This window comes from Litoreibacter roseus (genome assembly GCF_009811795.1).
In the GTDB taxonomy this organism is placed as follows: Bacteria; Pseudomonadota; Alphaproteobacteria; order Rhodobacterales; family Rhodobacteraceae; genus Litoreibacter; species Litoreibacter roseus.
The window spans coordinates 1-25695 of the sequence record NZ_BLJE01000009.1 but is presented as its reverse complement, the minus strand read 5'-3'; the positions used below and the strand labels follow the sequence as shown (position 1 = coordinate 25695).

Here is a 25695-nt window from a genome sequence, read left to right as displayed (position 1 = left end):
GTGCGGTGCGGATACTATGGTAATCCTATATAAACACTTCATATCCACTGTTGAAAGTGCTCCTATGTTTTGGGAGCTCTTTTTTTTGGGTACGGACCACTAGTTTGAGGAGCCATGAAACGCTAGTAAGTGTACAGCATGAGAGCGCTCCCGACACCCGCCAGAATGTCGAGAGCGCGAAATTGTCAAGATCTCGCCGATCAACATGACCCTCATGACATACACTCTGCCTATCAGATGATCAACCAAAATTGTGCTTGACGCGATGTTGGGCACTCTTTGTCATTGGTGAGCAGCCTTAGTGTTCGTTCAAGCATGATGTTCGAAAATTTTTCAAGCATACTTGGTCACAAGACCAGGGCGCACGACAACCAGTTTATCGCTATTGATCGCGATGCAATCCTTGCGACTGAAGGGTCCCAGAAGTACGAGCTTTTGGCAAACTTGGCAGCATGTGACTGCATCAGAGACGATGTCGTAGGTGTTGATGTTCACAACCAAATCATAAAAAACGCCATCGTTATTTCGAAAGAAAAGCTGTACAGTGAGTTGCCCGAAAGAAGACGGGAAGCAATTCTGCGCGTTTTAAAGAAGTTTTCTGCTATCATGGAGAATATATCATATTTTACATCAGATATCCCTCTTCCTATCGCTGTAGAGCTGGAAATGAGGAAAACTGCTGCTGAGAAAAACTCGCGTGCGTACAAGAAGGCGGGAACAGAGGCGGCTTAAACGCCTCACAAGGAACGATCTACACAGGGGTATAGAGAGTGGTAAACGGGGCACAAGGGCTCCGCACGTTTGACGATCTGCGGCAGGACATCAACGAGCGGTGCGGCAACAACAATGCAAAAGCATCACATGTACTCGTGGCTTTCATGGACGATCAGGATGCTTGGGGAAAAACACCTGATCAACTTGATAGAATTGTAGCAGGGACCACAAACAACACGATACATGGAACTTTTACCAGCGCCCAAGAAGAGTATCTGAGTGAAATCGCTCCTGCTGTAGATCAAGTCCTGGATACTCACACAAGACAAGACCTTTCGAACATCGACACTAAGGTATCTAAGCTGCGCGGATTCTGGCCATTTTCTGTAGGAGTGATTCAGAGCGTATTGGGCGCATTTTTGGCCGCAGCGATCGCTACATTTGCCTTGTACCAGTCAGAGTTCATTCGCGATACCGTACGGAGTGTGGCTGATACTATTGGTTTGTACGAGTCTGAAGGCAAAGAACCATCAACTGAGTGATAGCCATCGGAAAGAGATGCCAAGAGGTCTTAGTTCAATACCTGTGATCTTCTACCGAAGTTATTGCTTCAAGACCTTGATGTAGGGGAAAAGCACGTTTCCTCAATTTTGATTGGCAAGCCACGCGTACTCTTCGAGACCGGTTTGCGAGGCTTGCCAAATGAAGTCTGGACTGCGCACTGGGTGGTAAACAGCGCCAACTCTCCGTTTTCGGCCCGAGAAAAAGCGGCGGTTGAACTTAAAACTTGGGCCGAAATGGAAAGCAGAAGGGCTTTTCAGTAGGCGTCGACCTTGGCCAAGGTGTCGGCAGCGGACACCGCCGAGCTGAGTGAGTTGTCCGAGACCCTGGTGTAGATCTCCGTTGTCGCAATGCTGGCGTGTCCTAGCAAGCGTTGGACCAGTCTTATATCAACGCCTTCCTCAATGAGTAGAGTTGCTGCCGAGTGCCGAAATCGGTGCGGGGTAAGATGGGGTTCTATTCTCAGTGATTTGGAGAGCGTTCTTAACCTCTTTCGAAACGCCTGAGGTGTAAGGCGATCTCCCATCGTGTTAGTGAACAGCCATGCCTGCGATCCGGCCGTGTCGCAGCGATCTTCCCAGAAGCGTCTGAAGTCAGTTTGGAGGCGATCATTGGCAACATATACGGTGCGTTCTCGGTCACCCTTTCCTCGGACACGGATTTGCGTCGCGGCGCCGGTTACGTCACTCACACGGAGCGAAGTCAGCTCTCCAATACGTAGGCCGGTCACTATGAGCAGCCTCGTTATCAAACCAGTGATCATCGCAGCTGGAATATCCCTCGGCACGGACAGCTCATCGCTGGGGTTGAGTTGCACGATGTGCTGGGCCGACCTGAATACGGCACCGAGTGTGGGACGGTCGACTGGACGGGGGAGGCGTTTGGGAACCCTCATGTCCAGTCGTAGACCTTCGAAGGGTGATGGAAAGTTGGCGTCATTTTCCCTAAGCCAGCTGTAGTAGGACCTTAGCGTCACCAATCGCCGCCTGATCGTTGCCGGGCTCGCTCCTTGTTCCTCTCGGAGGTCCTTCTGAAAGCTGATAATGTCAGCTGCCGAGGGTGGATCGTTCAACTTCGCCTTCCCTTTGAACTTTTCGAATGCGGATAGATCTTGCCGATAGGCTCGAAGGCTATGCCTGCTTAGCCCAAGTTGTTCGCGACAGTAGGTCTCAAAATCATCGATCCGTATTGCGGTCATATTCCCTCACTTGCAGTTCCGGGGCCGTCATCTGCTTCCGACGACTTCAAACCCCTTCAAGACAGCAGAGGAATCGAGCAAATTTGCTTTGGCAACAGTGGGGTGCGACTTCGCGGAGTCCGAAAAGCATGATGACTCACGGCCATCGCAACTGTAGAGTGAAGAAGGATTTTCACCTAAGTGGCCAAGGTATCTGGCCACTGTAACGATAACCGAGAATTATCCATGCTAATGCGTCAGGCAGAGCCCCTATTTTCGCCGGTACGCATCGAGATTTTTTCGGAAGAAGGTCCCAGGCTCAGGAAAGACTCGGAGCAAAGTGCATGGCACATCAGGGATGATGGCCAGCTCTCCGAGATCAATTCGTCGATTAAGTCAAATCGCAAACTCGAAAAATTTCGCAGTGCTCTAGACACTGCTGTGGCCGTTGCCGCCTCCTATTTTGCTGCAAACGCGGGAACTGCGCCGACGCATTTTCCAATCTTCAGTTCACCGATCGCTGGAGATTTGTACTCACCGGATCAGGTCCTGCTTCAGCAGAACAAGATAGGTTCGGATACAATTTCTGAGTTCTTGGGTAACTTTCTGTCAATCGGCAATACCGCACGTCCGAAGCTGCTCATTAGTTATCATGATCGTCCTCAGCTGCTCGAACTCTTGAGCAAGGTTTCATCGTTGGTGGAGGTGACACAAGACTTCGGCAAAGAAACTCGATCAGTCAAACTTGACAGCTCCAAATCGAACGACGAAGAAATCCTCTCTTTCGTCTTGAATGGCAATCATCTTCCAAACCTCAATCGCTATCTGGATGGAGATCATTCGATCCTATTGGGTTGGGCCGCGGCCAAGAGCGCAAAGCTATTGGATGTACCCGGTGAAGCTGAGCAGATCATAGAAGATACGATCGCAAAGGTCGCGCTGCGTCTGGAAGATGCTGAGCAGCGAAACAAAGCGTTCTGGATGACGCTCTACATACAGCTCTTGCTGGACAGAGCTTTTTTCGCTGACGGGGCAAGTGGTGATGCCCAACAGGCGCTTTTTTTGGCGAGACAGCTTGATAGCTCTCCACTCATCGCGCATTGCCAAAGGTTTGCAAATCAAACGCTCGGCGTTGGCGCCGAAGCACTGGCTGCTTTGAACGACAGCGTGGAGCGTTTCCATCTGATCCCGGAAAACTCAGAAGACTATCTCTTGTTGACGCCTTCGAGGCTCGCGGCAACACTCAATCGCAACACGACCGCGCTCATCAGCTCAACATCGCCTGTCGATCCTGGTCGGTTTGAGGCAGACTTCCTTCAAACCAAAGAGATCTTTCCGTCCTACTCAAACATCGGGATGATGGCGAGTGCGGCCGCTGTGGCGGCGATGATCAAGGGCCACAAGAAACGGGCCGTTTCCCTGCTCGAACAGGCGACTTTGGAACGCTCACTACCGATAGACGGCTTCAATATTCGAATGAACCTAATGTGTGCCAAGAAAAACTATGCGGGCAGCATCGACGAGCAAGATTTCAGGGCATTATGCGAAGATGTGCGGTTTTTCCCGTTCCCAGACAACTGGGAGTATCATCGGGTTCGTATTGCTTCGAACCTGCTAACAGTTGCAACGTCTCCAGAGCTCAAGGAACTCGTCTGGAGCGTGATCGAAGATAATAGTTTCCTTGCCGGTTTTGACGCCTGGGGCGATGAGGCAAAGCTCCGGAACTTTTTGATACGAAGTCGATACGCACACTATCTTGTCGGCGGCACACTGGCAGGTCAGTTTGGTCGGTTCTCATCACGGACAGGTCTATTCCCCTGCATCGATAAGGACTGGGCGTAGAATTTTTTGAGCATCAGAGCGAGCGACTTTGCCGCCGGATGAACTGGCAAATCTCGAACCGCAGCGAAGGCTTCCTGATCTCCGTATGTTTCCGCTATACCGTCGTACCAGGTGTTTGCATTTGAGATCGTAGGAGCGACGTTCAACTCGAGGAACTTTGCATCCTTTATTCCGATAATTCCCTCCATTTTGAGCTGTCTTACATCGATGCGGCCAACGAAGGGATATCCTGCCAGAGCCATCAGATCATTGAATGAAGTTGCCAACTCGTCGCTTATGCAGCCTTCATAGCGGAACCTTTGGGCTGGCTCTCGACTGACTGAGTAAAGCCTGTTTGCATCCCCTTTCATTGCTGCATCAAACCACTGGCTGGGCGCACCTTTAGTTACGATATGATCTATGACGGAGTAGGTCTTGATGTCAGCGTTACGGATCACGTGAAAGGTGGCATCCTGTCCTTCTTGAAACTCTTCAACGAAGCTGCCGACCGGTGGTCGCTTCCCCTTCCGCCATTGCTCAATCCGACTTATGCCGACGCTATCGCCACCGCAAATCGGCTTTTGAATCACAGCTCCATCGTACCAGTCCAATTCATCTCCGCTGATCGTTCGCGGCACATTCAAACCGACGGACTGAGCGAGATGTTTTCCCAAGAGCTTGTCATGTGTAGTGACGTAGTTTTTAGTCCCTGCTGGAAAGCACGGCATGCCCAAGCTTCGAGCAACAGTGGAAGGCAATCCTATCAGTTCGACGTCGAACAGGCCTCCAACGATATCAACCACCAATCCAGGCTCGTCATGAAAATTGCTGTGAAATTGGGATTCCACGAACTGGTCCAAAGGGACAACGTGAACTCTATTTGAAACAGCCTGGCAGGCTTGCGTGTAGATCATCACAGTGTCGGGGGGATGTCGCCATTTGTAGAGGCGTTCCCATTGAGCGCTGCTGGTTCCAGCTGTCACCAAAAGGATTGGAAGATCAGTGAAATCAGGGTTTTGAGCCTCTGAAGAAGCACGCATAATTCTCGGTTATCGTTACTTGATATTTGTACCGCTGGCACATGTGCCGCCCGCGAAACGGACCTGGTAGGTGGTATGGATCTTAGGGACGGCAAACCCTAGCGAACGCAGGGTACTCAGCCACAAAAGTGAGAGTTTTCTTCCTATTTTGGGACTGACGGACGAGGGCCTTAGGGGGTCTTTCTGACGGGTCCGGGCCGAGTTCCGGTCTGACATTTCAGACTGAGACCTTACTCATGCAAACAGGAATTCTGCGCGTGTTGCGCGCAACCGCCGCCTCGTGGTGGCGGCGCAAAGAGCTGCGGCGTACCGGTCAAGTTGATCTCGCGCGCAGCCTCGAACGCGAAACCATCCGCCGCGACCTCGGCTATCTCCGCCTCGCTAAGACTTTGCCGAATGCGCATATCGTTTGTGGCGCGGGCGGCACGTTTATCCACCTCGGCTGGACAACGGTGTCGACCTACGCGCCCGTTGAGCGTTTTCCGCTCGCAGCTTTGGCAATCGCCCTTGGCACGCCGTTCATCGACATTCGGGCGGTTTCCGATGTCATCGCCTTGGCGAAGCTCCCATGCGTTGTGCGTGGGCCATCCGACGAAGACGCCTCAGGTCACAGCCTGACCCGCGTTCCTCTCGCCACGTATCTAAACCTGATCGAGCCGCTTGGCGCGCTGATCACGAATGACCCGCGCAATCAGCGCGATCTCTAACCCTTCTCAACGTCTCACTCTTTCTCGAAAGGAAGCCAGTCATGGCCCGATCCCGCACGTCCAAATTCGATGCCTCGGAGGTCATCACCAAAGAGCTGATCCGTGTCATCGAACGCGGCGTTTTGCCCTGGCGCAAGCCGTGGACGGCCGGCGCCAGCACACGCCCACTCCGCCACACCGGCGAGCCCTATCAAGGCATCAATAATTTCCTGCTGACCATGCGCACTCAGCTCGCAGGTTACGCATCCCCGTTCTGGATGACGATCCGACAGGCCAACGCGCTCGAAGCCAAGGTCCGCAAGGGTGAGAAATCCTCCGTCGTCGTCTACTACGGCCAGGCGCGGTCTCGCGAGAGCGGACCAGACAGCGATGAGCAAACCGAAGAGACCGCCTCGGGCGGCTTCCGGTTTCAGAAGGCTTACCGCGTGTTCAATGCGGACCAGATCGAAGGCCTGCCGGACAGCTTTCATCCCGACCCCGCGCCGGAACCGGATCATCCGCAGCATGAACCGATCCCGCACATGCAGGATTTCTTCGACGCGATCGATATCGTGACGAGCTTCACTGGGCGGGAGGCTTACTACATGGCCGCCGTCGACAAGGTCTACATGCCCGACATCACACTCTTCGAGGATCCGCGATCCTTCTATGGCGTTTGGGCGCACGAGCTCGCCCATGCCACGAAGGCGCGGCATCGGCTCAACCGATCCTATGGCGATGCACGGTTTGGCAATACCGCTTACGCGCGGGAAGAGATCGTCGCCGAACTCGCCTCGTGTTTTCTTGGGCAGGAGCTTGGGTTCTCGGCGCATACGCTGGAGATGAGTGCCGCCTATCTCGACAATTGGCTCCGCGTCCTGCGCTCAGACAAGACGGCGATCTTCAAACACGCCGCGGATGCACAGCGTGCTTGCGATTGGCTCATCGCAGCTTCGAAAGCCGGTCGCAGCGCTGCGGCTGATGAAGCTGCGTGATCGTAGGGGAAAGGAGTGAGCCGTGAGCCGACAAGAACCGAAAACCTTGCGCGTCGCGTGCTGGCCAGATGGTACGCGCACAATCATCAGCTTCCGTCGCGGGGCCTATTGGTGGAGCCGGTCGGAAGGGTCCTACCCGCTGTCCGCCGCCGTTGAGGCGGTTGAAGAGCGCGGCGGTTGGATCGAGCGCGTGCCTAATCCGGACTGGCGGCAGAAGTCACCCTTCGACCTGTGATCCCGCGATGCTCCCATGAAAAGAAAAAGCGGGCTTTGGGTCGGGTGGTTTCAACATCTCCCGAAAGGACTGACCCATGAGCTCTTCCACCTGCATTGCGCCACAGCGCCCAGATCCGACCGTCATCGCTGTTCAGAACGACAGCTTCCGCAGATTTGCCTGCCTCGGTGAGACGCCCAATGAGCCGATCCAGGGCCGGATGGTTGTCACGCAATCCATGTGCGAAGCCGGCGACGGGTTTGTCTCCGAGGCCGTGCAAGCTGTGGGTTCCTTCAACACGTTCGAGCCGGAGAACGATCCGTCTGGCTGGCACGATTTCGGATCGGTGACGATCCGTGGCGAGACCGTGTTCTGGAAGATCGACTTGTATGAGGCCGATAGCGATTTCCGCTTCGGCGCGGAAGCACCGGACAATCTCGCAACGACCATGCGCGTGCTGACCATCATGATGGCACGCGACTGGTAGGGCAGGGAGCTCCAGACCTGTCCGCATCGGGCCCGCTGACCCTCTGAAAGGGAAAGTGGGCCCTTTGTCGTTGTGATCCTCGACCTCGGGGATTGGGTCCCGTTCGACATGTCTGGGGCCGGCATCTCAACCACAAGGACAGACCATGACCCAAGCCTTCAAACCCGTCTCTGTTGCCATCGGCGATCTCGTCGCCCACCCCGCTAACGTGCGTGCCAAATCGCCCGAGACCTACGCCTGTGAGAACATCGCGCATCTCAGGGCCAGCATCGCCGTTCTTGGCTTGCTGCAGCCGCTGCTCGTCCAGAAGATCGAAGGCAAGTTCGGTGTTCTCGCGGGCGGTCGCCGCCACGCCGCGCTGCTGGAGCTCGTCGCGGACAAATCCGCTAAGGCCTTCACCAAGAACACGAAGATCGACTGTCGTCTCGTGCCCGATGATTGTGATGTCACCACAGCGCTCTCGCTCGCGGAAAACATCACTCAGGAACCGATGAACGCCATCGACGAGTTCGAGGCCTTCGCGCGGATGATGGAGGTCGATGGCCAGACGCCGGAGACGATCGCCAAGACCTTCGGCACGACCATCGCTGCTGTCAAAGGCCGCCTGCGCTATGGGCTCATTCACCCCGACATCCGAAACGCGGCGCGCACAAAGTCGATCACGCTCGACACGATGAAGGCCTTCGCCGATCACCCCAGCCAAGAGGTCCAGAAGGAGGTCTTCGACGCGCTCACCAAAGAGGACAGCTACCTGCAGGGTTATACAGTGCGACAGGCGCTCAAATCTCGCGGTGTGCAGGTCAGTGACGATATCGGGGCCTTCGTGCGCGAAGAGTATGAGGCACGGGGCGGACCCATTGCTGCCGATCTTCTCGAGGAACATTCGGTGCTGGAGGATGCCGAGCTGGTCGAAACCATCCTCCTCGAGAAACTCACCGCTGCTGCCGAGGACGCCCGTGCACAAATGGGCTTTGCCTGGGCCGAGGCGGTTGTGCGCTACGATCACGCGGCGATGGCGGACTATGGTCGCGTCTATCCTGGCCCGATCGAGCCCGATGAGGCCGGTCAAAAGCGCCTCGATGTGATCAGCGAGGAACTTGAGAAGCTTCAGCTGGACATGGAAGATGAGAGCCTTGAGGAGGCCGCCTACGATGCTCTCTACGACAAGGTGGATGCCCTGGAAGCCGAAGCCCGCGACCTGCAGGAAGCCTACAGTGCCGAAGACCTTGCCCGTTCCGGCGTGATTGCCTCCTGGTCAAACGGCCAGGTCACCCTGCATGTCGGCCTCGTGCGTCCTGAGGATCGTCAAGAGGCTGCCGGCAAAGTGCCAGGTTCCGCGTCCAAAGACGACAAACCCGACAGCGACGAGATCGTCTATCCGGCCTCTCTGCAAGCAGACCTCAAGACCGAGCGCGCGATGGCGCTTGGCGCGGCCATGGCGATTCATCCGAAAGCCACACTCGACCTGACGCTATTCAAGCTAGTCTGCGATGTCGTGGGTGTTGGTATGAGCGTCACGCATGCAATCAAGGTCGATGCGCGCAAGGAGTATCGAACCCACGCAAAGATGGACGAGATTGACGGGACTTCGCTGGAACAGATGGCCGGAGTCTACGGCGCGCTGAACCTGTCGTGGAACGATGAGGCGATTTCGCCCGCCGAACGCTTCGCGCGGTTCCGCGAGTTAAAGCCGACGGAGAAAGCAAAGCTCGTCGCCTATGCGACCGCGTCGACCACGCAATCCTGCTTCGCCCGGGATCGCCAGCGCGACAGCCTGATGCATGACTTCGAAATCGAGATCATGCCGAATATCCGCGCGCATTGGACGCCGAACAAGGCGCTCTTCAATCGCTTCAAGAAAGCCTGGTTGCTGAAAATCCTCGGCGAGGATCTGGGTCTGGCCCAGGAGGCGGTCACGCTGGCCTCATCGAGCAAAAAGGAGATCGTCGCCTTCTGTGACAAGCTCTTCGCCGAGCCCTTCGCCACTCTGACGGATGCGCAGCGCGCGGCTGTGGCTGCTTGGTGCCCGCCCATGATGCAGACCGCCGGCGTCGCCTGTGATGAGGCAGAGCCCGCTACGGAAACTCCGGAATCTGCCGGCGAGGTCGCGCAAGCAGCCTGAGCCATCATGCGACCCGCGCGAGCCATTCCGCTTGCGCGGGTCGATCCTCTCACTCCCAACGGAAAGACATCTCCATGGCTATTCTCAAATTCTCCGCGTCTGTCGTCGCGGCACAGATCACCCATGCGCGCGCCTGCCAGACCTTCCTACCCAACTGGAACGGACCCGTGGACAGACCGGCCCTGATCCTCATCTTCGGCAATGGCGTGCATCTGCGCTCGAACGGCATCGATGGGACGACCACCCGCATCGTCACGACCGAACAGGCCGATCCCTCTTTCGCCTTTGCTGATGGAATGAACCCGTTCCGCAATACCGACTGGATGGTACAGCGCCGCATGGCATTCCGCGACCTGACGGGCCCGTTCTACACCGACATCCTCGACGATGTGCAGGTGCTCATCGACCGAGGGCAGGGGACGATCCGGCTCGCCACCGATGGCCACAGCATCCGCGTCTTCGTGCGCCGGGCCTCGGACTATCTCATCGGCGGAACCTACGAGGTGCCCTCAGGGCTCGGTGGCACTTTCCGCGTCATCCTCAAGGATGCCTGCGACACCTTCGCGATCGTTCAGAACTGCGGCAATTCGGCGTTTTGGGAATACGAAGAAGATGAAGCAGCACCAATGTCCCGAGAGCGCGCAGCGCGGCAGGGTATTGGTGCTTCAACTCATTCCCATAAACGCTGCGAGGATTTCGACGAGATGTTGCCCTACCGCGTGCCGCTCGATGCGCTGATGGAACTCGATGACCGGAGGGCAGCGTAGTGGGCTGGCTTTTCTACACTGATCGCCGGGTACAGACTTACGCCGATGAGAGGGCCGAATCACCCGGCTATGCACGTTCGACAATGACGTCCGCCGCACCGAACTCCTGAAAGCCTGCAAGGTCGGTTCGACTTGGCATGCAGCGGTCAAGGTCACCAACCTCGACGGAACGCTGGTCGAAGACCGCACCTACACACCAGACAAGGATGGCTCGATCACCTTCGCGGCTGTGTTTCTGACGCGCTACGACGATGGTTGCTGGGGCTACAAGGACATGGAAGAAAGCGCAGGCCCGGTAGAATCCCGGGCACCGCTGAGCATTCTGAACCTGCTGTCCGATATCAAGGATCCCGACAGCTACGCTCATGCCTGGCGGCAACGTTGCCGCGATTGGGCCGCCATCCCGGACTACGAGGAGGGCGATAAGATCCGGCTCGCAAAACCCGTGACACTGACCGATGGCAACACCTGCCAGATTGTCACGGCGACGCATTATCGCCGCGGACGGCAGAAGCGGCGCTGTTACCGGATCGAGGAAACCGGCGGCCTTGTCCGGTTGTCCAAAGCCTCGCTCGCGGGTTCGACCTTGCTTGTTGCGGGTCGAGTGGATGCGAGCCCGGTACTCGCCGAGTTCCTTTCTGGGCAGCCGAAACGCTGAGTTATTCAAAACTTGCTTGCGTATCTCAAATGAGATACATCCAATGCCACACACGGAAGGAGACTTGCCATGCCCGCCCAGACCTCCATGATCCACGTGCGTGTTGACGATCAATTGAAGACCGATGCGTCCGAAGCCCTTGCAGGTGTCGGTCTGACGGTCTCCGACGCGGTTCGCATTTTACTCACCCGCGTCGCTGCTGAAGGTGGTTTGCCGGCCGGACTGACTGCTGATCCCGATGCCTACGACGCCTGGTTCCGGACCAAGGTCAAGGAGGCAATCAATGATCCGCGCCCTGCCGCACCACATGCGCAAGTCATGGCCGAAGCCCAGGCGATGATTGACGGAAAGCGACGTGCCAAGACTTGAATGGAAGACCACAGCAGTTGCTGACCTATTGGCAATCATCGACTACATCTCAGACGACAATCCAAACGCGGCGCAGGCGCTCAAGGATGAGATCATGCAGAAGGTCTCCCGACTACCCATGAACCCGCAGCTCTATCGCGTCGGTCGTGTCGACGGCACGCGAGAGATGGTTTTCCGTCCGAACTACATTGTCGTATATGCGGAGACCCAAGAGGTCGTGACCATCCTGCGTGTGCTTCATGCGGCACAGCTCTGGCCCTGATCACGGCGCATTGATCCGCACCGTCATTTGAGCCCCCCAGCCCACGTTCTCGCAAAGTGGAGAGTGGGCGTTTTGTCCTGTCAGACCTGTAATCTGGCACGAGAGGACAAGCCGATGGCTGAAATTGCCACACACACAACACGTCGATTTCCCACGAACCCGGTTCTCAAGACCGCCCTCGCCCAGATCGGCGAAGAAATCCAATACGGCCCGCTGAAGAGCTCGACCCTTGCCCGCATCATGCGAGACACCTTTGGCGGCAGTGATGCGAGCGGTGCCTGGGACTGGCGCATGGCCTACGACATGATGCAGGCTGCCACAGTCGCAGAGCTCCTGCGCGACCAAGACGCCGACTTCACGACTTTGGCTGGTACCCTTGCGTCTCGTCTCCTGACAGAAACACGCCGCTCCGAGCAGCAGATCCGGCTACAGCAATTCTCGACGCCGTTACCCTATGCCGATTTGGCAGTCCGAGCAGCCAGTATCCGCAAAGGCGAGGTCGTTTTGGAGCCGTCCGCCGGTACCGGCGCGCTCGCGGGTTTTGCAGCCCGAGCAGGCGCGCGGTTTGCACTCAACGAAGTTGATCCGTTTCGTCGAACGCTCCTTGATATTGTCTTCGAGACGACGGCAACCGACCATGACGCGGAGTTTATCGACGACCTGCTGACGACATACAGCTCGCCGTCGGTCATCGTCATGAACCCGCCCTTCGCATCGTCGGTGGATCGGTCCCGGGACAAGCACATCGCAGCAAAGCATCTGATTGCGGCGGCCAAGCGGCTCGCGGCCGGCGGTCGCCTTGTTGCGATCATGCCGACGAGCTTCGCACCTGTACGCGACGCTGCACATTGGGTGCGCGCTTCGCAGATCGTCAAACCGCGCCTCGCGCTTACGATTCCCGGCCATGTCTATCGCAAGCTCGGCACAAGCGTAGACACACAGTTCATGGTGTTCGACAAAATCGAAGCTGACATCGAGATGATCCGTACCTCGATCGAGACGCTCGAAGAAGCGCAGCAATATGTTGATGAGATCGCCAAGGCCCGTCCGGCTGTCATCGTGGGACAGCAGCACCGACCCACGCATACGCAACGGGTATCCGAAGGAAACTCTAAATCCTCGGCGAGGCGGCAGTCAGCTGCAAACCCACGTCCAGCCAATCCAACGGCACATGCCCTGCGACCGCTAGATTTCACCCCGCTCCCGGCCGCGCGAGACAATTTGCCAGTTTCCGACATCTACGCCCGCTACCGGCCACAGCGGATTGAGATCATGGGTGCGCGCGAGCATCCAACGCCACTCGTTGAAAGCATCGCTATGGCCTCGGTCGCACCTCCACTGCCATCGAGTGCCGTCAACGACGCTTTGCGCCTACCCGACCGTCTGATCGACGAAGGGCACCTGTCGGAGGCACAGCTTGAGACGATCATCATGGCGAATGATTCCCATGGGCGTGATCTGCCGGGGCGATTTACGATCGATGACGACCAGACCAAACTGACGCGCGCCGATGATGACCCGAAGGCACGGGCCTATCGCCTGGGTTACTTCCTCGGAGACGGCACCGGCTGCGGTAAGGGCCGGGAATGCGCGGGGCTCATCCTGACCAACTGGCTCGCAGGCCGGCGCAAGGCGATCTGGATATCCAAGTCTGCCACGCTCATCGAGGACGCGGTCCGCGACTGGACCGATCTGGGTGGCTCGCCTGCCGACATCCAGCCGCTTTCCAAATGGAAACCCGATCAGCCGATTGGTATGGGTGACGGCATCCTCTTCGTCACCTACGCAACCCTCCGCTCCGCAGGCAAGTGCGGCACGACCCGCCTCAGTCAGGTTCTCGACTGGATGGGCAACTTGTTCGACGGCGTGCTGGCTTTCGACGAGGCTCATGCGATGCAGAACGCCGCCGGGTCCGAGGCGGGGCGGGGAGCCAAGCCTTCGCAGCAGGGCCTCGCAGGTTTGCGCCTGCAACTCGCAGCACCGCGGGCCCGCGTCTTCTATATCTCAGCGACCGGGGCCACGAGTGTCCATAACCTGGCCTACGCCTCGCGTCTCGGTCTTTGGGGGCAGGGACCCGAATATCCCTTCCCAAGCCGGCAGAGCTTCGTTTCTGCCATGGAAGCAGGTGGCGTCGCGGCCATGGAGGTTGTTGCCCGCGATCTGAAAACGCTCGGGCTCTACACCGCCCGCGCGCTCAGTTTCGACGGGGTAGAATACGATGTGCTCGAACACGCACTCACGCCCGGGCAGGTCGAAATCTACGACGCCTATGCGGGTGCGTTCCGGACGATCCACCAGAACCTCGAAGCCGCGCTGACGGCGACCGGCGTGAACGATGCCTCGGGTGAGACGAACGCGTCGGCTGCGAAGGCCTCGGCCAAGTCGCGGTTCGAAAGCACCAAACAGCGGTTCTTCAATCACCTGCTAATGGGTATGAAAGCGCCAAGCGTGATCGAAGCCATGCGCACGGATCGCGAGGCGGGATATGCCTGCGTCGTCCAGGTGGTCTCCACCGGCGAGAGCCTTCTGAAGCGCCGCCTCGAGGCAATGGACCCCGAGGACGAGATTGTGGAAGGGGCGCTGACACCGCGGGACTATGTACTGAGCTATCTGGAGCAGGCTTTCCCGATCCATGCCCAGAAGCTCGTCGAGATCGATGGCAATGTCGTCGCCGAACCACTGCGGGATGCTGATGGCCAGTTGGTGGTCTCGCGCGAGGCTCTGCATCTGCGCGAAGAGGCGATGGTCGAGCTGATGTCCCTCGCCCCTATCCCATCTGCACTCGACCAGATTATCTGGGCATTCGGCGATGAGGCCGTGGCCGAAGTGACGGGGCGCTCGATCCGCCCGCTCAGATCCTCCGACGGTGCGCTCTACATCGAAAAGCGCGCCGCAAGCAGCAATTCATCCGAGACGGCCTCCTTCATGGATGGCGAGAAAGACATCCTGATTTTCTCCGATGCGGGCGGCACCGGTCGATCCTACCACGCAGCGGAAACCGCGAAGAATCAGAAGCGTCGGCGACACTATCTGCTCGAACCGGGCTGGCGCGCCGATGCAGCGATCCAGGGACTTGGGCGCACGCATCGCTCCGCGCAGGTCTCCGCGCCATTCTTCCGGGTCTGCACTTCGGATGTGCATGGAGAGAAGCGCTTCACCTCTACGATCGCTCGGCGGCTGGACCAGCTTGGAGCTCTCACGAAGGGGCAACGCGAGACAGGTGCGCAAGGCATGTTCCGCGCCGAGGACAATCTTGAAAGCCCGATCGCCCGGGCGGCGCTCCGGGGCTACTACGCCGATCTTGCAGCCGAGCGTGCCGCGGCGATGGACTACGATACCTTCACGGATTGGACGGCACTTCGTCTGATCGACAAAGACGGCGTGCTGCTCGAAGACCTGCCGCCCATCCAGCGGTTCCTGAACCGGGTTCTGGCGCTTCCGATCCATATGCAGAACGCGCTCTTTGAAGAGTTCACAGGGCGCATCAGCGATCAGACCGAACGCGCACGGGCCGCGGGTGCGCTTGATCTCGGTGTCGAAACCTTGCGTGGTGAGCGGATCGAACAGGTCTCCACCGAAGATCTCTGGACCTGCCCGAAATCCGGCGCGGTTACGCGGATCATCGGGCTCGACGTCACCGATCCCGTGCATACACTGAGCGCCGCCGCAGCGCAGGCTCGCCATTCCGGCAAAGTTCCGATGGTGAACCGGGCGTCGGGGCGCGCAGCACTCCTTTCGGCTCGTCCTATGCAGTTCTACGATGAGGACATCGTCACGCTGATGCGGAAACTCGTACGACCGACGGGTTCCTCTTATCTTGAAGAGACGAAGTTCGAAGCTTCGGCTTGGGAAGAGATCGGCAATGGAGAGTTTCAGCGCTTGTGGGACGATGAAGCGGATGGCTTGCCGAAGACGACCACCACACGCCTCTTTCTTCTGACCGGCCTACTCCTTCCAATCTGGAAAGATATTCTGTCGGGCAACGAACGCATCTACCGGGTCACGCCGGAAGGTTGTCCGAGCATGATCGGTCGCACCGTGAGCGCAGATGGCGCAGCGGCGCTCAGGGCGCGCTTTATGGTTGGGGCTCCAAAATCGGTCGAGGAGATGCTTACAGCGGTGCGGGGATCGATGAAGCCCATCGATCTTGGTCGTGGGTTGTCGCTGATCCGACGCCGGGTCGCGGGGGGTGTGCGCTTCGAAATCGAAGGGGCGGATCGTGGTACCATCGACGGCTTTAAGGCAGCAGGATGCTTCACCGAAATCATCGCTTTCCAGCTGCGGGTGTTCCTGCCGCACGGGGACGGCGTCGACAGCGCCGCGATCCTCAAACGGATCGTCGGCGAGACCTCCGCGGAGGCGGATCGCGCAGCCTGAAAGGGAAAGCAGGCCTTGGGTCGGGGTGTGTGAGATTGCCGTCTGCCGTCTCGCACTTCAACCCTCATGGAGAAGGAACCGACTAATGACCAAACCTCAGACCGACTATACAGCAATGATGGAGAAGTGGCGCCTGGAGCGCGAGACTGCTCTCAAAACCGCACGAGCCGAGCTGATCGCTGCCCTGCGGGCCCTCGGCGTGACAGAAGTGATTGCCGAATACGAGGGCTATGGCGATTCCGGTAATGTCGAAGACATCACCCTGCAGCCGAATGAAGTGACCTTGAATGAAGCCCTGAGCCGCCAGCTCGAGGACTTCGCATGGTCCGTCGCCTACAACCAGCATCCCGGTTTCGAGAACAATGAAGGCGGCTATGGCACGCTGACCTGGGACATTTCTGCCGACAGCATCACGCTCGATCATGCGGATCGCTACGTCGAATGTTCTCATAGCCACGGCGAGGGGCTCTGATATGGCACATCCCCTTCATCATGCAGAGAGCTCAGCTCGCAGGTTCGGTGGCGATTCGTCCGACTACCAAGCCATTCACGACTGGTTCGATGCCTCGAAGGAGCATCTGGCGATCTTCACCCATCGTGCCTTGCGGCATCACACGCAGGGGATTTTTGAGGCCGAGCGTGTCTTCGGCCTGACGCTCACGAACTCCGCTGGCCGGATTATCCCCGTCCGCTGGATTGGCGAACAGCACGTCAAAGAAGACTGTCAGGGCCGCATCCCGAGCCTCGCCGATTGGTTCAAGTGCATCGCGCCTGAACCCTGGATGGCCAATGGGCATATCGAACAAGGTTCAGATGAACCATGTGGCGATCCACGGGAGGCGTGGAGCGCGGAAGTAAGTACCGGTCATACGATCCTGGGATTGCGAGATTGGATGGCGTGCCGTGGGCAATGAAGAGAGCTGCGCGCCAAAGGCTGCGTCGCTGTCATAACAGACGTCGGCGTGAGCTGCATGGGCAGGCAGGAAAGGAAAGAGGGCTTTGGGAAGGTGTGATCCCACGAGGGGTCGAAAAGCAAACCACCGGGCGCTGATCGGAAGACAGGTCTCGGGTAACTCAGAGAAGGAATATCCCATGTTCGCAGGAACGCTCACCAAAACCACAGACACTACAACCGCCGTCTACACCGGCATGATCCATTCCAGCCGGTTCGACATCGCGATCCAGCTGGAGACCCGGCCCAAGATGTCCGAGCGCAGCCCGGACTTCGACGTGACCGCCGTCAACAAGTCGGGCCGCAAAGTGCGCATCGGGACGGCGTGGAACGAGACGGGGAATACCACCGGCAATCCCTACCTCTCGATGCAGCTCGACGTGGGCCTTGGGCCGTTCCGCGTCAACGCGGTTCAGTCGAAGGAAGCGCGCGAGGCACAGAACGGTCAGTTCGAAATCATCCCGCTCGTCTCCAACGGCACCATGAAATCCGGATCGATCTCCGGCGAGTTGACGGCAATGGATGCCGACAACGCCTTCGCCGGCTACATCGCCAACATGATGTTCGATCTCGAGTTCATGCTGATCGAGAACGACTACAAAACCGAACAGACCCATCCCGACTACCGGATCGAGGTCAGCTCGCCCAAAGGCACAGTCATCCGCGTCGGCTCGGCGTGGATGGCCAAGAGCGTGCGGACCGGTAACGAGTATGTCTCGCTTCTGCTTAACACGCCCGACGGCGATCTACGGGTGAATGCCGTGCAGAACGAGGAACAGCGTGGCGGTCAGACCTTCTCGATCATCCCGTTCGTGGATAATGGCGAGCGGGAGCAGGGCGAACGCGCCGGGCTGTCGCTAGTCGCCTGATCGCTGGCCGAGGTCACAACATATCGAGCAGGGTGGCTGGATATCAAACCAGCCGAGAGGGGAGCCGCGGAAACGTGGCTCCCTTTTGCTGTTTCACATGGGCTGATGGGGCGTGACCTTAATGGCGGCAGTCGGGACAAAGCTGCCGTTCCTGACGGCGAATAGATCATTGTACGAGTGACATGCTCATTTCGATCTCGTCTTCGACGATCCGCCCGGTCTTCCGAAGCCCAAGTCCCTCATAGAAAAGCATCGCGGCATCATTGCCCGGCACAACACTCGTTTGAAAACGTGAATTGCCCCGCTCGCGTGCCCAATCCAAAGCAAGTTGCATCGCGGCTTTTCCAATTCCTTGTCCTTGGAAAGTGTCGGCGATCATCATCCGCATGAGAAAGGCAGCATTGGGATCATCACCGTCCTCAAGTTCATCATGCTCTCGAAAATCGATAAGACCCATCAAACCCACGATTTTGGCATCTGATCGGATCGAGAATACGTAGCCGCCCGTAAGATAAGCAAACTCGGCGATGGACGTCGCGTTCGGTGCAACATGCTGTTTCTTATCAGCACGAACTTGCAAAGCGAACAAGGTGTCAAGATCGTCGCGAACGACAGGGGTGAGTGAGATCATTTTGTTTACCCGCGCCGAGCGCAAATGGCCCGGCGTCCTTGATGCGCCGAACACTTAGCAGAGAATTCCAAATGAGACGAGCGAACACGAAGCGGCCCAAACGGCAAACACGCCTTGCTGTTCAACTCTGGCATTAGGTAGGTCTGGGCTCACAGCGGACCTAGATCGGCGGTGTTTTGCGGCCGTAGCGATGAGTGCCTTCGGCGATCAACAATATCCTGCCCGTCTCAGCCGCGACCGCGCAGCTGGCGTTTCCAAATGCGCATAGCGCCCACCTGAATACCTCCGGCAGTCCAGCGCATGTCCTGCTGCAATCAACGCTGCACCGATATCCTCTCCATCGGCATAGCAGACCCCGACCCACCGATCGTGCGTGCGCTCTCCGTTCAGGTCGCATTCGACCGTTCGCCCCGAGAGATAGTTCACCATCCACCGGCGCGCATCGCGGCCTGCGCTGGTGCCAAGCTCGGGCGCATCGACGCCATTCAGACGGACGGGCGTGCCAGACACGACGATGGTATCCGCATCCCGGATTTGAACCTGGGCGAAGGCAGGTGCGGCGACTACCAGGAATGCGAAGAGATGGACATATTTCAAGTGTTTGGCTTTCAGATTGGTTTTCCCGCTCTCTACCGCCTATCAGTTTCGAAAAGGTTCTGCACTGGCTTCAACGCTCAAGGACTGCCTGACGGCCTCCCATACTCGGCTTCGCGTGTCGCAAGGGAGAACAGGCCCTTGGCCTGTCGCGCATTCGGCCATATGGCCTCACCGCGGCGTTGCGCCCGGCATCCCGATTTGCCCGGCTCGCGAGCGCGGCGCTTCCTGGCCGCTCCGCCGGATTGCGCTTCGGTCGGTTTTGGCAGGCCAAAACGCTCCCTCTACTTCATCCGTCTCCCGCGTCCGGTCGCGCCGCTTGCCTGCTCGGGTCGGGCAAACCTACCGACACACCACACACACAAGAGCGTGGAAGCATATCCTCCGGATGGCCCCCAAATCAGCCCGCCTCAAGGATCGCAAAACTTTTCGGCGAGGGTGGCGCTGGTGCGGAGCGACTTGCAGTGAGGAACGTCGCGCCCGTTGTGACCGCCGCCCTTCGAAAACTTTTGCGCCCGGCAAGCCGGCGGCTGCGCCGTCCCTGACCCGGGCAGATTCGGAACCCAGACATTCGGCCATGCCACCACACTCACGTGGTGGTCGGACAAGAATCTGGAGAACCGACATGGCTTACGACCAAGCGAACACCTACGAAACGATCGAACTTTTCGGGCTGACCGAGAAAGACGCTCACCTTCCTATCCCCGAAAATCACATCCTGACCGACAGCATCATCCGCGAGACCTTCGAGGCGCTCCTCGGTCAGCTCCGGAACACCGGGCTCGAGACCGAGATCGAACCGCTGGCCCACGGGCTCGCGACGATCCTGCAGCGCCGGAAGATCGTGATCGGCAAAGAGCTGGATCGGACTGCCGACAAGATCGGCGCACTGGCGAAGAGCCACGACGGATCGGAGATTGCCGAGACCGCGCTCGAAGAGTCGCAGGGCCGCTTCTCGCACTTGCGCGAGATCGTCGGCGCCATCGAGGTGATGAGCGAGGCAGCCGCCGAGTGCTACGAGTTCGAGACTGGCCACGCCTTCATCCCGGCGGCGGGATCGCGTGCGAGCGCGAAGGCCCAGGAGACAGGTGCAGTCTTTGAAGCCAAGCAGCTCCTCGAGCAGCACGACCGAGAAACAGCGGCGAAGTCGAAGGTCGAGGGCGTGCCCTTGATTGTGTCCGGCGCAACCGACTGGACCGACATCGACGTCATCTTCTCGACCCTCGACAAGGTTCGCGCGCGGATCAAGCAAACCCGCAACCAGGAGATCTTCCTCTGCCACAAGGGTGGCAAGCACGGGGCCGAGATGATCGCGGCTCGTTGGGCCCGGGCCCGGGGCATTCCGCAGGCGCGCTTCGATCCGCGCTGGTCCGCGCATGGGCGGGCGGCTCCCTTCAAGTGCAATGACGAGATGCTGGATGACAAGTTCGCCGCGACAGGGGTCGTGCTCTTCGGTGGCAACGGGGTTGCACTGAACCTCGGGCAGAAGGCTGAGGCAAAAGGGATTACCGTGATGCGGGTCGCCGACCCCGCAAAGAAGACAGCGGATAACTAAGATCGAGAGGGTCGCCTTCGGGCGGCCCTTTTGTCGTTCTCCCGGAAGGGAGGCCGCTCGTTGAGGCAGTCTGAGAGCCGCATCTCTTGACCCGATCAAGGAGCGCTCTCTTGCCACGGGCATCTGACGAGGAGCGGTCCTCGAGGTCCGTCGATCCCCTGGACAGAACATCACCGTCTCCTGAGCTGCGCGGGGACGATGCTCGAGCCGGTAGCCAGAGACGGCGCAGCCGATCCGGTGTTGCGGATCTGGTGCAGACGCAGAACCGGGGTAAGCGGTCTATGGCGCGACCCACCGGTGATCCAGCTGCAGGTCGAAGCAACAATGCGTGCGGCCACCTGCGTCTCTCCTTCTTGCTCATTGATGTGGATCGCACGGGGTCGGCCCGGTCGTGCCCTCCGCTGAAGCTTCGGCAAGCCCAAAGACGGCTTCCACGCGTGACCGCGCGGACCCTCCGCATTTGCGCTTGCGACCGATCCTGATGCCCCCGTGCTGGGTGATCCCCATCGCAACAAGGAGAGACCCAAATGACCAACCACTATGTCGCAACCGTTCCCGTCAAGTTCACCGACAGCGACGGCCAGGAACGCACCCGATTCCAGCGCGTAGGCGCCATGTTCCGCAACACCCGCAACGGCGACGGATCGGAGTTCTTCAGCCTCAAGCTTGACTTCCCCGTCGCGGTCCAGGAGCTGGTGATGTTCCCGCCAAGCGCGAAAGAACCCGAGGCGTAACCTGCCTCGCGGAGGGGCCGCCTTCGGGCGGCCCTGTTCCGTTACCGGGAAAGCTGGCGCGAGGGACGGAGAGCTGGGCCGGTGGCCCGGCTCAAGTCATTGTTGGCGGGACCGCAAGCGGTCCCGGAGAAGAACAGAGATGGTCCGTGACAGGGCGGTCCAACGGCCTCAAGGGGGCCATCCGGAATAACCCTCCGGCTGCGCCTTCTGGTTTTTCCGGCACAGATTTGGTGCCCAAATCTAGCCTCCCTTGAACTCGCCAGACGCCCCATCGAAAAGGAATTGCGCCGCCCCTTCGCTTCCGCCCGAACACATGCGTGTTCGGCCAAAACCTCCGGCGCGGGCGGGTTGAGACGAGCCGGAAGGGGAAGGGCAGGGCTTGGCGATCTCAGAAACTGATCCATGGTAGAACTGTTCGCGCAAGTCGGCTTAGTTTCGCGTAGTTTCATATCGCGCAAAAAGATATATTGCGCATAAACTGTCCTTGCAGTAGATCTTGAGATGAAATGAGAGGGACGTTGGCAGGATATGCCAAATGTTTGCAACTTTTGTCCGAGCGGTCTGACGCGCATGGCTGACAAGATTGAACCCATCCTGGACAAGGCCCGTATCTGCACGGAAGTGCTGCGACGGAATGTGCTCTCAACGCAGCGCTGGCGGCCGAGCGGGGCACGATGTCCATGACCGCAGGCCGTCCAAAACGCTTGAAGCTGGAGGAGCGTATTGCGCTGTCCCGGCGCTATCATGCAGGCGAGACAGCCAAGGTGCTGGCCGCGGCCTATGGCGTCTCCCGACGCCATGTGACGCGGATTGCGAAGGAAGAGCAGGGCGAGGGGCAGGAGGTCCGAGACCCGTCGGTGGCGGTGAGCTTCCGGGCGGCGGGATCAGAGATAGCTGCGTTTGATCGGGAATGGCAGGCGCGGGGATTTGCGACCCGGAGCACAGCGCTGCGGGCGGTAGTCCGGGCGCGCTGCGGTCTGCTTGATCTGATGCACGAGCGTTTCCAGGATTTTGCGGACCTTTTGCGGCGGACACAGGATGTCTCCGAAGCAGGGCGCGTCCTGGCGAAGGCGGTGCAGCGCGGAAAACTGCAACTCGGATCGGAAGAGCGCGCCACACTCGCCGCTCTTCTCGATCTGGCAGACAAAACGCACAGGGAGCTGGCGGCACTCAAGACAACGGCGCACGAGCGCCGGAGAACCGGATGGGGGCCTGATTGTCCACAGGATGCGAAAGACGTATCCAGAACCGCCCCCGGGGCGTCACTGGACGAGACCATCAATGGACATGCAGATTGTTCTACGCTTCCATCGGACGGCGCGGAGGCCCCTGTGTCAAGATCTGCTTTTGAGGTCACATATCGGAGCGCGGGGGATGTCTGAGCCTCTTGCCCTCTATCATGCGGTGACTGGCAAGCTCTGGGAGGAAGAGCGGATCCGGGGTCAGAAGCAAGCACGGATTGCGGCGCGGGTTGCAGGACGGCACCAGTGGCGCAGCGGCCAACGGCTTGGGCGGGCATCGACGCGCAATTTTCTCAAATCCGTCTTGCCGGAGAGTCAGGCAGCGGTGTTCAAGCGGATCCGCGCGGGGGGGTGCAAGACGAGACAAAGCCTTGGTCACCAGCTGGCTTATGTGAACGACAAGGCAATTTATACCTATTCGACGATGACGAACCCTTTGACGGATGGGACGCTGCTGACCGCGGCGCAAAGGGCCGAGATCGTGGAGAGCTGGGCCGGAACCTGGCGGGGGACAACCAAGCTTGGCTTCACCTCCCACCTGCTTTTGTCATTCCCGACGGATGTTGGGGTCGATGACGTCCGCGAGATAACGCTCGATTGGGCGGAGCATTTCTTCGAGAGCGGTGCGTACGGCGACCATTGGGACTACGTGCTCGCGGTCCATGACGACCGGGCGCACACCCACGCGCATATCATCCTGAACAATCGGGGACGAACCAACGGGACCTGGTTTTCCTGTTGGGCAGAGGGGGTGATGTCCCCTCAGCTGATGCGGGAGAAGCAAGCGGAGATCGCGGAGCGCTATGGTGTGGCACTGGAGGCCACGCGTCGCCTGGAGCGTGGCATCTTCGAAAAGACTCCGGGCCTCGAGGAGATTTACCTGGCCAAGAAGGAGGCGCGGCTGCCGCGCGAGATTGCTTTGTCTCCGCAGGAGCGCGCCACCGCAAAGATGCAGGTGGCTGGCTTTGCGAAGGAATACCGGGATCTGGCGGATGTGCTGGACCATATGGATCAGACACATCTCGGTCACGGGATGCGTCGCGCGGCGGCCACGCTCGGTACGGGCGCCCCCTTCCAGTTCCAAACGGGAGAGATCGACATGGAGACGATCCGATCAGTAGGTGAGGCCATTGACTACGCGGAGAAGACAATCGAAGCGTTGTGGCTCAAGGCGGAGGAACTCGGTGCCTCCGATCGCCCGGCCTTCGAGATCAAGGCTGCACCGGTGATCCGGGACCTCTCGCAAATGGTGCCGGATCCCGACTTGCGCGCGCGGTTCGGGCGCGAGTTGGTGGAGCCCTATCCGCCGGGGGGTGGGAACAGCTATCTGCGCGCTGCATTTATGTCCGGTCGAGATGAACTTCTGGAGGTTCTGAAATCTGATGCCGCGGAAGTTGGTCTGGATGCGGAAGAGTTATGTGCGCGGATTGAAGCGGGAGGGACCACCAATTACGGCCTCGCCCAGGATTGGGTCGAGCGGGACATGGCTGCCGTGCTGGCCCGAGGTGACATTGATCCGATGCGGGCCAACGCAGATCAGCGGGCTCAGGCGCTCGAGGCGGTGGATTTAATCATGGACCGGTTGCAAGAACGCGCGCGCGAGCTCGGGGTCGAGACGGAGCTGGGAGATGATTTGGACGATCCGCGGGTGATTGAGGACGAGGATCATGGGCCGGATCGGCCGCTGCAGGAACTTGCGAATATATTGCGGAGCGGCGCACTGTTGGCCGAGCAGAAGGAGGCGATGGCGCATGTGTTCAAAAGCGTTCTTCTTGAGGACCTCGGTCCAGAGCGTCTCGCGGAGCTTCGGTGCGGAACCTATGCGGTGCTGGCCAACGCGCTTCCCGACACGGTCGATCAAATCACAGTGGCTCAGGGGTTCCTCGAGTTGACCAGCGAGGAGACGGGGGACCCCGTGTATATGAAACGGGCTTCCGCCCTGCAGCAGGAAAAAGCGACTGCGATAGCGCAGGAGACCGCAGCCAAGATGGAGCGCGGCCGAGCGCTTGAAGCCGATCCGGTGCTAATCGTGGCAGATGATGAGATGGGGCTGTAAGGGAGATCAAAGGATGAGAGCGCCCTTGAAGGGTTGGATCGCGGTATCACTCGGCCTGCTCTGCGGGGCGGCGATCGGCATCATCACGGCAAGCATCTATCTCGCCTTCGCTCTCAAAATCGGGTTCGAAGAGTTTGATATGTTCGCGGTCTGGACCTCCGGGGTCGGTCTTCGGGCGCGATATCCGGAGGTGTTCCACGTCGCATGTGGTATTGTCGGTATGGGCGCTGTCGGATTGGCCTGGTTGTCCTTCAACTGGACAAAAGCGCGGGGGCGCGATGACTACGGCGCGGCCCATTGGCAGCTCCGCCACGAACTCAAGGCAAATGACATGATTGGGGCTGCCGGGGCAGGTTTTGTCTGCGGCAAGCTGGGATCTCCCAAATCCAAAACTCCCTATATCATCTCGCGCCATATTCCCCATGTGATGATGGTCGCACCGACACGGGCAGGGAAGGGGGTCGGCTTCGTCATTCCGAACCTGCTGTCCTTCGCAGGCTCTATCGTGGTCCTCGACGTGAAGGGCGAAAATTTCGAGAGAACCGCGAGGTTGCGGGCGCTCAATGGCGATGAGGTGTTTCGCTTTAGCCCCTTTGACTGGGCCAACAGCACGCATCGCTACAACCCGCTGGCGCGGATCGCGGCGGCGCCAAGTTTCGCGCAGCAGTTCACGGAAGTGTCGATCCGCGTCTGACAAACTTGCAATCGCGTCCGGAACACCCACGCCGTCTTCGACCGTCTTTGCCAGCACAGACCAGAAATCATCCGGCGTCAGCCCGATTGTAGCGGCCCAGCGTGCAACGTGCTCGGGTT

General features: G+C 58.9%; 24 protein-coding genes and 1 pseudogene. 21 read left to right on the top strand and 4 right to left on the bottom strand.

The genetic code is table 11. The annotated features are described in order from the left end of the window. Positions 1-315: 315 nt before the first annotated feature. Complete coding sequence (locus tag KIN_RS21425; protein ID WP_159811021.1) at positions 316-732, top strand: hypothetical protein; 417 nt, start codon at positions 316-318, stop codon at positions 730-732. 38 nt (positions 733-770) lie between these two features. Continuing rightward, entirely contained in the window at positions 771-1256 is a 486-nt protein-coding gene (locus KIN_RS21420; protein ID WP_159811019.1) for a hypothetical protein, read from the top strand. Between the two features lie 275 nt (positions 1257-1531). Here KIN_RS21420 and KIN_RS21415 read toward each other — a convergent pair whose 3' ends face one another. Beyond that, on the bottom strand, positions 1532-2473 hold the full coding sequence (locus KIN_RS21415) for a tyrosine-type recombinase/integrase (protein ID WP_159811017.1): 942 nt from the start codon (positions 2471-2473) through the stop codon (positions 1532-1534). Between the two features lie 180 nt (positions 2474-2653). Between KIN_RS21415 and KIN_RS21410 the strand changes: the two genes are divergently transcribed. Further along, positions 2654-4294, top strand: a complete 1641-nt coding sequence (locus KIN_RS21410) for a hypothetical protein (RefSeq protein ID WP_159811015.1) — start codon at positions 2654-2656, stop codon at positions 4292-4294. On the opposite strand, the gene KIN_RS21405 is transcribed toward KIN_RS21410, so the two are convergent. Next, positions 4231-5313, bottom strand: a complete 1083-nt coding sequence (locus KIN_RS21405; RefSeq protein ID WP_159811013.1) for an ATP-grasp domain-containing protein — start codon at positions 5311-5313, stop codon at positions 4231-4233. The two genes, KIN_RS21410 and KIN_RS21405, sit on opposite strands and share 64 nt — an antisense overlap. Positions 5314-5549: 236 nt before the next feature. On the opposite strand from KIN_RS21405, the gene KIN_RS21400 reads away from it, so the two are divergent. The 13 genes and pseudogenes from KIN_RS21400 (at position 5550) to KIN_RS21340 (ending at position 18071) form a co-directional block, all read left to right on the top strand. Further along, the gene (locus KIN_RS21400) at positions 5550-6020 is read left to right on the top strand and encodes a hypothetical protein (RefSeq protein WP_159811011.1); all 471 of its coding nucleotides are present in this window, start codon (positions 5550-5552) and stop codon (positions 6018-6020) included. A gap of 41 nt (positions 6021-6061) precedes the next feature. Beyond that, the gene (locus KIN_RS21395; RefSeq protein WP_159811009.1) at positions 6062-6994 is read left to right on the top strand and encodes an ArdC family protein; all 933 of its coding nucleotides are present in this window, start codon (positions 6062-6064) and stop codon (positions 6992-6994) included. 22 nt (positions 6995-7016) lie between these two features. Continuing rightward, entirely contained in the window at positions 7017-7229 is a 213-nt protein-coding gene (locus KIN_RS21390; RefSeq protein WP_159811007.1) for a DUF6330 family protein, read from the top strand. A 76-nt stretch (positions 7230-7305) separates the two neighbouring features. Next, positions 7306-7695, top strand: coding sequence for a DUF3768 domain-containing protein (locus KIN_RS21385; protein WP_159811005.1), 390 nt, complete (start codon positions 7306-7308; stop codon positions 7693-7695). Between the two features lie 145 nt (positions 7696-7840). After that, positions 7841-9817 (top strand): ParB/RepB/Spo0J family partition protein, encoded by a 1977-nt coding sequence (locus tag KIN_RS21380; RefSeq protein WP_159811003.1) that lies wholly within the window; start codon positions 7841-7843, stop codon positions 9815-9817. Between the two features lie 74 nt (positions 9818-9891). Continuing rightward, positions 9892-10584, top strand: coding sequence for a regulator (locus tag KIN_RS21375; RefSeq protein ID WP_159811001.1), 693 nt, complete (start codon positions 9892-9894; stop codon positions 10582-10584). Then, a pseudogene (locus tag KIN_RS21370) lies at positions 10584-11242 on the top strand (DUF6927 domain-containing protein). The gene KIN_RS21375 and the pseudogene KIN_RS21370 overlap by 1 nt, the downstream one beginning before the upstream one ends. Before the next feature lie 69 nt (positions 11243-11311). Continuing rightward, entirely contained in the window at positions 11312-11611 is a 300-nt protein-coding gene (relB, locus tag KIN_RS21365) for a type II toxin-antitoxin system RelB family antitoxin (protein ID WP_159810999.1), read from the top strand. Further along, positions 11598-11873, top strand: coding sequence for a type II toxin-antitoxin system RelE/ParE family toxin (locus tag KIN_RS21360; RefSeq protein ID WP_159810997.1), 276 nt, complete (start codon positions 11598-11600; stop codon positions 11871-11873). Before relB ends, KIN_RS21360 begins: the two co-directional genes overlap by 14 nt. Positions 11874-11987: 114 nt before the next feature. Next, positions 11988-16250 carry a strawberry notch family protein gene (locus tag KIN_RS21355; protein WP_159810995.1) on the top strand — a complete coding sequence of 1421 codons (4263 nt, stop codon included), beginning with the start codon at positions 11988-11990 and terminating at the stop codon, positions 16248-16250. Positions 16251-16335: 85 nt separating this feature from the next. Continuing rightward, positions 16336-16722, top strand: a complete 387-nt coding sequence (locus tag KIN_RS21350; protein WP_159810993.1) for a DUF6878 family protein — start codon at positions 16336-16338, stop codon at positions 16720-16722. A gap of 1 nt (position 16723) precedes the next feature. Then, the gene (locus KIN_RS21345) at positions 16724-17164 is read left to right on the top strand and encodes a DUF6915 family protein (protein ID WP_159810991.1); all 441 of its coding nucleotides are present in this window, start codon (positions 16724-16726) and stop codon (positions 17162-17164) included. Positions 17165-17342: 178 nt separating this feature from the next. Next, positions 17343-18071, top strand: a complete 729-nt coding sequence (locus KIN_RS21340; protein ID WP_159810989.1) for a DUF736 family protein — start codon at positions 17343-17345, stop codon at positions 18069-18071. A 166-nt stretch (positions 18072-18237) separates the two neighbouring features. Here KIN_RS21340 and KIN_RS21335 read toward each other — a convergent pair whose 3' ends face one another. Beyond that, positions 18238-18702 carry a GNAT family N-acetyltransferase gene (locus tag KIN_RS21335; protein WP_159810987.1) on the bottom strand — a complete coding sequence of 155 codons (465 nt, stop codon included), beginning with the start codon at positions 18700-18702 and terminating at the stop codon, positions 18238-18240. A 207-nt stretch (positions 18703-18909) separates the two neighbouring features. Then, positions 18910-19299, bottom strand: a complete 390-nt coding sequence (locus KIN_RS21330; protein ID WP_174239152.1) for a thermonuclease family protein — start codon at positions 19297-19299, stop codon at positions 18910-18912. A 622-nt stretch (positions 19300-19921) separates the two neighbouring features. Between KIN_RS21330 and KIN_RS21325 the strand changes: the two genes are divergently transcribed. From KIN_RS21325 to KIN_RS21305, 5 genes are all read left to right on the top strand, one after another. Next, positions 19922-20851, top strand: a complete 930-nt coding sequence (locus KIN_RS21325; protein WP_159810985.1) for a DUF2493 domain-containing protein — start codon at positions 19922-19924, stop codon at positions 20849-20851. A gap of 527 nt (positions 20852-21378) precedes the next feature. Beyond that, on the top strand, positions 21379-21585 hold the full coding sequence (locus KIN_RS21320) for a hypothetical protein (protein WP_021103018.1): 207 nt from the start codon (positions 21379-21381) through the stop codon (positions 21583-21585). Positions 21586-22265: 680 nt separating this feature from the next. Then, a complete protein-coding gene (locus KIN_RS21315; RefSeq protein WP_159810983.1) occupies positions 22266-22967 on the top strand; it encodes a hypothetical protein in 702 nt (233 codons plus the stop codon). Beyond that, positions 22960-24882: a relaxase/mobilization nuclease domain-containing protein gene (locus tag KIN_RS21310; protein WP_159810981.1), complete on the top strand. Its 1923-nt coding sequence runs from the start codon at positions 22960-22962 to the stop codon at positions 24880-24882. The genes KIN_RS21315 and KIN_RS21310 overlap by 8 nt, the downstream gene beginning before the upstream one ends. Positions 24883-24895: 13 nt before the next feature. Continuing rightward, entirely contained in the window at positions 24896-25576 is a 681-nt protein-coding gene (locus KIN_RS21305; RefSeq protein WP_159810979.1) for a type IV secretory system conjugative DNA transfer family protein, read from the top strand. Positions 25577-25695: the final 119 nt, after the last annotated feature.

Bases quoted from the DNA above. Each gene is read 5' to 3' on its own strand.
- KIN_RS21425 (WP_159811021.1), top strand. From the start codon at position 316: ATGATGTTCGAAAATTTTTCAAGCATACTTGGTCACAAGACCAGGGCG.
- KIN_RS21415 (WP_159811017.1), bottom strand. From the start codon at position 2,473: ATGACCGCAATACGGATCGATGATTTTGAGACCTACTGTCGCGAACAA.
- KIN_RS21405 (WP_159811013.1), bottom strand. From the start codon at position 5,313: ATGCGTGCTTCTTCAGAGGCTCAAAACCCTGATTTCACTGATCTTCCA.
- KIN_RS21400 (WP_159811011.1), top strand. From the start codon at position 5,550: ATGCAAACAGGAATTCTGCGCGTGTTGCGCGCAACCGCCGCCTCGTGG.
- KIN_RS21395 (WP_159811009.1), top strand. From the start codon at position 6,062: ATGGCCCGATCCCGCACGTCCAAATTCGATGCCTCGGAGGTCATCACC.
- KIN_RS21385 (WP_159811005.1), top strand. From the start codon at position 7,306: ATGAGCTCTTCCACCTGCATTGCGCCACAGCGCCCAGATCCGACCGTC.
- KIN_RS21380 (WP_159811003.1), top strand. From the start codon at position 7,841: ATGACCCAAGCCTTCAAACCCGTCTCTGTTGCCATCGGCGATCTCGTC.
- KIN_RS21375 (WP_159811001.1), top strand. From the start codon at position 9,892: ATGGCTATTCTCAAATTCTCCGCGTCTGTCGTCGCGGCACAGATCACC.
- relB (WP_159810999.1), top strand. From the start codon at position 11,312: ATGCCCGCCCAGACCTCCATGATCCACGTGCGTGTTGACGATCAATTG.
- KIN_RS21355 (WP_159810995.1), top strand. From the start codon at position 11,988: ATGGCTGAAATTGCCACACACACAACACGTCGATTTCCCACGAACCCG.
- KIN_RS21350 (WP_159810993.1), top strand. From the start codon at position 16,336: ATGACCAAACCTCAGACCGACTATACAGCAATGATGGAGAAGTGGCGC.
- KIN_RS21345 (WP_159810991.1), top strand. From the start codon at position 16,724: ATGGCACATCCCCTTCATCATGCAGAGAGCTCAGCTCGCAGGTTCGGT.
- KIN_RS21340 (WP_159810989.1), top strand. From the start codon at position 17,343: ATGTTCGCAGGAACGCTCACCAAAACCACAGACACTACAACCGCCGTC.
- KIN_RS21335 (WP_159810987.1), bottom strand. From the start codon at position 18,702: ATGATCTCACTCACCCCTGTCGTTCGCGACGATCTTGACACCTTGTTC.
- KIN_RS21325 (WP_159810985.1), top strand. From the start codon at position 19,922: ATGGCTTACGACCAAGCGAACACCTACGAAACGATCGAACTTTTCGGG.
- KIN_RS21320 (WP_021103018.1), top strand. From the start codon at position 21,379: ATGACCAACCACTATGTCGCAACCGTTCCCGTCAAGTTCACCGACAGC.
- KIN_RS21315 (WP_159810983.1), top strand. From the start codon at position 22,266: ATGACCGCAGGCCGTCCAAAACGCTTGAAGCTGGAGGAGCGTATTGCG.
- KIN_RS21310 (WP_159810981.1), top strand. From the start codon at position 22,960: ATGTCTGAGCCTCTTGCCCTCTATCATGCGGTGACTGGCAAGCTCTGG.
- KIN_RS21305 (WP_159810979.1), top strand. From the start codon at position 24,896: ATGAGAGCGCCCTTGAAGGGTTGGATCGCGGTATCACTCGGCCTGCTC.